The 3,347-nt window shown below is 41.3% G+C and carries 4 protein-coding genes; all 4 read right to left on the reverse strand.

What is annotated here, in order from left to right; genetic code table 11:
- Positions 1 to 223: 223 nt before the first annotated feature.
- From KTE19_RS13260 to KTE19_RS13275, 4 genes are read right to left on the reverse strand one after another with little or no spacing between them, the layout of a single operon-like run.
- On the reverse strand, positions 224 to 1,705 hold the full coding sequence (locus KTE19_RS13260) for a DNA primase family protein (RefSeq protein WP_249778671.1): 1,482 nt from the start codon (positions 1,703 to 1,705) through the stop codon (positions 224 to 226).
- A 12-nt stretch (positions 1,706 to 1,717) separates the two neighbouring features.
- The gene (locus KTE19_RS13265; protein ID WP_217342486.1) at positions 1,718 to 2,485 is read right to left on the reverse strand and encodes a bifunctional DNA primase/polymerase; all 768 of its coding nucleotides are present in this window, start codon (positions 2,483 to 2,485) and stop codon (positions 1,718 to 1,720) included.
- Positions 2,478 to 2,885, reverse strand: a complete 408-nt coding sequence (locus tag KTE19_RS13270; protein WP_217342487.1) for a protein kinase family protein — start codon at positions 2,883 to 2,885, stop codon at positions 2,478 to 2,480. The genes KTE19_RS13265 and KTE19_RS13270 overlap by 8 nt, the downstream gene beginning before the upstream one ends.
- A gap of 20 nt (positions 2,886 to 2,905) precedes the next feature.
- A complete protein-coding gene (locus KTE19_RS13275; RefSeq protein ID WP_217342488.1) occupies positions 2,906 to 3,196 on the reverse strand; it encodes a hypothetical protein in 291 nt (96 codons plus the stop codon).
- Positions 3,197 to 3,347 lie beyond the last annotated feature (151 nt).

Genomic DNA, 3,347 nt, shown 5'->3' on the forward strand with positions numbered 1-3,347 from the left:
CGTCAATTAACCACCAGTCTGCAAATGGTCGTTTTAGCGTTTTTAGCACTATTACTTAAGAGATTTTAGACAGCTTCTAAGGTTAACCTTTATTTCTTACTCATTAACTTCGGTTAATGTTTTTGCTAAAACGTTAACTCTGGTCAACGTTTTTTGTGGCATGGTTAACTTATTTTCCTTGTTATATCAACGTTTCAGCAGCAAAGTTAACGAGTTAACGAATTTAAGGAGATTCGTTTTGTTTTCTTACAAATGAAGCGTATGCTTTTCCACTTTCTAGTGGTGACGGATACGCATATATTTCGTTGACTCCCTTAATACTGTTCAGCTTTGCGATATCTGCAGGTAGAATCTTTACTATTTTTCTTTCGTAGTTTGGAACCAACTTTAAAAATCTCCGAGTAAATTTAGGATGGCTCAATGGTTTAAACCCATTAACCTTACAGTAAGCACGATAGTATTCATGTAAGAAGCGAGTTGGTATTCTCTCCACATCAATATGGTTAAAGAACTCTGTTTTGAATCCTACCAATGGGTCATTGTCCAGTTCAAAGTTGTTTAAGGCTTCTTTAGAAGCGCTAGGGATGTCAAACTTCTCAAAATCAAGTTGTAAAGCTTGATATAAAACGTACTCTAAAACATCCTGTCTATTTAAATAATCGTCCTTGATCTTCCAATTATCATGATCCCCGTCAAAGTGGTTATTGAAGGGCACAATAATAATCCGCCGCATGGTACCGCCCTTGTTATGGAAGTTGGGCAATCCATTGCAGGATTGAATAACGGTACATCTCAAATAGATAGAAAAGCTATCTCGGCCTTTAAATTCGATCGTGACCACATCGCCAGTAACCACCGAGTTAAAGTTACTTGAATCCTTGATGTAGATGTCCGGTGGAATATCATCCCCAATACATACCGTTTTGCCCACCAGCAAACTCAATTTAAAACGTTCATCAAACTGGTTAACCTTCAAAGCGCCGACGTTTTGATGACCGACTAAGTTTTCAATGAGCCGTTGAAACGTTCCTTTGCCACTGTTGCCTTGCTCACTATACAAGAAGATGGCTTTCTTCCGGGTGTAGTTGCCGTTTAAGCTGTCGTTAATTACTTCCCACAGCAGTTTAATGATCTCGTTATCACCACAAGCCAATTCTTTTAACCAACCGTCAACCGTCCAGCCATCAATATTAGGTGGCACTGGATTATCAACGTAGCGAGTGGCGATTTTAGTGGTAAACACGTAATCCGGACTAAACAGCATTAATCTATGCTGGTGTAAATTCCAAATGCCATTAGCTACTGGCACCAAATAACGATCAACGGTTGGCTCTTTAACTGGTGCATCATTTAGCATATGGTAAATAATTTCATCCGCTTGGCGCTCATTGAATGGGGCATACATCCGGGCAATCAATCGTTTGATGTAGCGATAGTTTTGGGTGTAGATACCTTCACGGGGTAGATACACCGCTAGCCGCTCGTTCTCATCACCAGAAAAAACGCAAGTCTTAAAGTGGTGTTCCATAATCTTGGCACCGACCAAAGTAGGCAATGATGGTAAAACATTGTTTTTGGCTTGCTGCTTACTTTGATGGCGTTCCTGCCATTCTCTGACGTTATCTTTTAATGCTTGAATAACATGCTTTCTATCCATAACTTGTTGGTCGTGTGCTTTTGATAGCTTTTTAATTTCATCGTCCAATCGTCAATCACCTCACTTTGACATGTCTCGTTTCAGAATTGATTTAAAAATGGTGTTGACCTCATCATCTGGTAGCGGTGGTGTTAGATGTTCGTTGGCAAATATCAGCAAACTATAAGCAGTCTCGCCATCACAACCAGTGTGTAGCAGCTTTCCTAATAAGGATGTCAGATAGATGTTGCGCTGGCCTTGCTCGGTGCCAGTTACCAACTCATCTAACAATTGCCCCGTCCACGATTTATATAAACGGTGCTGACGGCGGTTATTAGCGTTTGATTTACCAGCCAGCTTATTCATCAGCCAAGCGGGCAACGGGCTTAAATGAGTTAAACCATGGCCTTTAATTGGGCGGTAACCCTTGCCATCAATCTGACTAGGTGCAATAATGATTTGCTTGGTTTTTAATTCCACGTTAGGTACAATCACCTTGTCGGCCAAAGTGGTTTGGCTACTAAAAAAGTAATGCAGACCAGCATGGGGCGTTTGTTCGACATAATCAGGAACTAGCTGCATCCCTTGGCGTTGCCACTGCTTTATGACGTCGATACCATTGCCTTGCTGATGATGGTCAATATCAATCACTACAATTTGCTTGGTATCTAGTCGTAAACCCATATTGTGGGCTTGCTGATTGTCAAACCATTCGCCGATTTCGGCCGGATCGTTGCTGGCAGCTTTATAGCCATTAGGGGTAATCGGGCGCTTGCTGTTTGCAGCCAGTGGGAAAACCTGAAACCCTTGGTTAGCTAATGATAAAGCTCGTTTGGTTAGCTCATTCATAGCGGTCATTTCCTTGGCTGTTAAGTCGTTTTAGGAGCGCTCTGGCTTGTTGCTGATTGCCAATCGCCCGACCATCAACGATTCGTTTCGCAACGTCGCGGGTAACTTCTTCATCAGCCGCCCATGCTCGGATATCCGGCAGCCATTTAAAGTGGTGATCATCATAGGGTAAAAATAATGGGTTCTGGGCTTTAAAGACCGCCAGCGAATGCGGGTCATTGGTCGTTGAAACTAATCCCGTTTCAATGGCTTTCTGGGTTGGTTGGCCGTTTTGATCAATCATGTTAGCTTTAATCATCTGGCGATAAACCATATCTTTAGAAACCTTAATCCCTTTAGATAGTAGAAACGCATAGGATTGTTCAACTAAGGCGGGGTAAATAATTTGATTATCGTGCATGTTGCCAGCTCCTTTCTGATCTAGGCGGGTAATTGATTCGTTTTAGTCAACGCTTGCTGTAACTCTTCAACAAATGATTGTAATTGGGATTGTTTGTCTTCGGATTGCAGTAGCAATGTTTGCACCATGTTTAATAGTTGTGACAAATCGAATAGTGTATCGTAAACTGATGAACTGGCTTGCGTGTTAGCTTGTGCCAACGCCTGTTCAACCCGTGGTTGGCAAAGTTTAATGATGCTCATAATGCCGTTGACGTTATCATCAAGAGTGGTTAGTTGGTGATCAGCAATTTCAAAATCAGTAGTATCCATTTTCTTATTCCTCTTTTCTGCTATAATAAAAACGTACAAAATTTACCCAAATGTCTGATAGGCCAGCGACTTGACCTATACCCCCAAAGTTAAAGTAAAAACTTTAGCTTTGGAGGTATTTTTTATGACTAAGATTTCAAAAGAAACAAAA

Origin of the sequence: Lentilactobacillus dabitei (assembly GCF_019061365.1) — a bacterium.
GTDB classification, from domain to species: domain Bacteria; phylum Bacillota; class Bacilli; order Lactobacillales; family Lactobacillaceae; genus Lentilactobacillus; species Lentilactobacillus dabitei.

Bases quoted from the DNA above. Each gene is read 5' to 3' on its own strand.
- KTE19_RS13265 (WP_217342486.1), bottom strand. From the start codon at position 2,485: ATGAATGAGCTAACCAAACGAGCTTTATCATTAGCTAACCAAGGGTTT.
- KTE19_RS13275 (WP_217342488.1), bottom strand. From the start codon at position 3,196: ATGGATACTACTGATTTTGAAATTGCTGATCACCAACTAACCACTCTT.
- KTE19_RS13270 (WP_217342487.1), bottom strand. From the start codon at position 2,885: ATGCACGATAATCAAATTATTTACCCCGCCTTAGTTGAACAATCCTAT.